At 29.8% G+C, this 1,894-nt stretch carries 1 protein-coding gene and 1 pseudogene; one reads left to right on the forward strand and one right to left on the reverse strand.

Annotated features, from left to right (window positions below; genetic code table 11):
• Positions 1-93: 93 nt before the first annotated feature.
• Positions 94-528 (reverse strand): annotated as a pseudogene (locus D8787_RS11130) (type ISP restriction/modification enzyme); the annotation flags it as partial.
• 378 nt (positions 529-906) lie between these two features.
• Here D8787_RS11130 and D8787_RS11135 point away from each other — a divergent pair.
• Positions 907-1,894 (forward strand): ATP-binding protein (locus D8787_RS11135; RefSeq protein WP_142999774.1); only part of this gene is annotated, 988 nt, incomplete at its 3' end.

A 1,894-nucleotide genomic window follows, 5' to 3' on the forward strand; every position in this document is an offset into this window, starting at 1 on the left:
CCATAAAATAAATTAATCAATTTATTGAAAATTTAATTTAAATAAAAGAAGACAAATACACATTAGACAATGTATTTATCTCCTTATTAAAAACTATNCATCAACTTCGAATTTAGATAAACTATTTATTAAATCAATCGTTTGGATAGATATATTAATAATTCTCAATAGCAAATTGAAAATATACTTTTCATCATCACTATAATCATTTGGATCATCAGTGATTCCAGATTTTTTATCAGTTTTAACTTGATACTGATCTATAATCCATCCAATAGCAGAGCGCTCATTTACAACATATTCATAGGCTTTTTCAGGAATATTACTAATTCTGATGTCATTATTAAAAATAATGGTTGAACGGTCATTTACGGCCTTACCATTCTCATCCCAAATCTTAGCAAACTTCATTTTGGTTACCTTATAAGATGGTTTAGCTGCTCTATCAACAGTTACATATTCGTAAACAGGAACGTCTTCATAATGAAGGTGTATATCGGACAATCTTCTCCCAATTTCAATATATAAAACTTTGTCTTTTCTACATCATGATATTTATGGTAAATTATCACTAAAATCAAGTAATTTTAAGAGATAAATCCTCAATCTTTACATATATAACCCTTTTAAAAATCGAGAGGTTATCAAAGGGTTATCACTTTTTTAGTTTTCGGAACTTATGTAATTGAGAAATATGAATTACTGTATCATATAGATGATGTACAGTTTAGCAACAAATGTACAGTTTCTTCGTGCCAGTACAATTTCGTTTTCTATCCTGAAGATATTTAAATAGCCCTAGATATTATTTCTAATAAATTGAAATTAATTGAACAAATTAAATATTATTTCTAAATATTTGAAAATAATTACTATTTGTATTATACTATCTTTGAGGTATCTATTATGAACTATATTAAAAGACCACATTATTTAGATTTTTTAAGAAGACATCGTGACCGACAAATCATCAAAGTTGTGAGTGGAGTTAGACGAGCTGGTAAATCTGTTCTCTTTCAACTATATAAAGAAGAGTTACTAGCAACTGGGGTAGACGAGGATCAGATTATATCCATCAATTTTGAAGATCTGAGTTATTATGAACTGCGACATTTTCAAACATTATTCGCTTATATAAAAGAGCGGTTAGTTGAGGAGAAAACATACTATATCTTTTTAGATGAAATTCAACATGTTGAGAAATTTGAACTGGTAGCAGATAGTCTATTCATCTTGCCAAATATTGACCTCTATTTGACTGGATCTAACGCCTACTTTATGAGTAGCCAATTAGCAACAAACTTGACTGGTCGGTATGTTGAGATAGAGGTTCTTCCTTTGTCATTTGAAGAATACCTATCAGGTCAATCTCTCTCAGAGAATCTGAATACAACAGAAATTTTTAACAATTATCTCTTTAGTGCTTTCCCTTACTTATTGCAAACATCATCTTACGCTGAAAAAATTGACTATCTCAGAGGAATATATAACTCAATACTGTTAAATGATATTGTCACTAGATTGGGAAATCCAAATCCTACGATTATTGAGCGCATTGTCCGAACCCTTCTCAGTAGTACAGGTAGCTTAATATCAACAAATAAAATTCGCAATACCCTAGTCAGCCAAAATGTTTCAATATCCCATAATACTTTGGAAAATTATTTGACAACTTTGACAGATAGTTTACTTTTTTATTCCGTTCCACGTTTTGATGTAAAAGGTAGAGCATTATTACAACGCTTAGAAAAATATTATCCCGTTGATTTAGGTTTACGACATCTCTTATTACCAGACCACAAAGAAGACATTGGGCATATCTTGGAAAATATTGTCTATTTGGAATTGAGACGTAGATATTCACAGGTATATGTTGGTAATTTAGATAAATATG

The sequence above is a fragment of the Streptococcus mitis genome, from assembly GCF_003944325.1.
Classification (GTDB): Bacteria; Bacillota; Bacilli; order Lactobacillales; family Streptococcaceae; genus Streptococcus; species Streptococcus mitis_CW.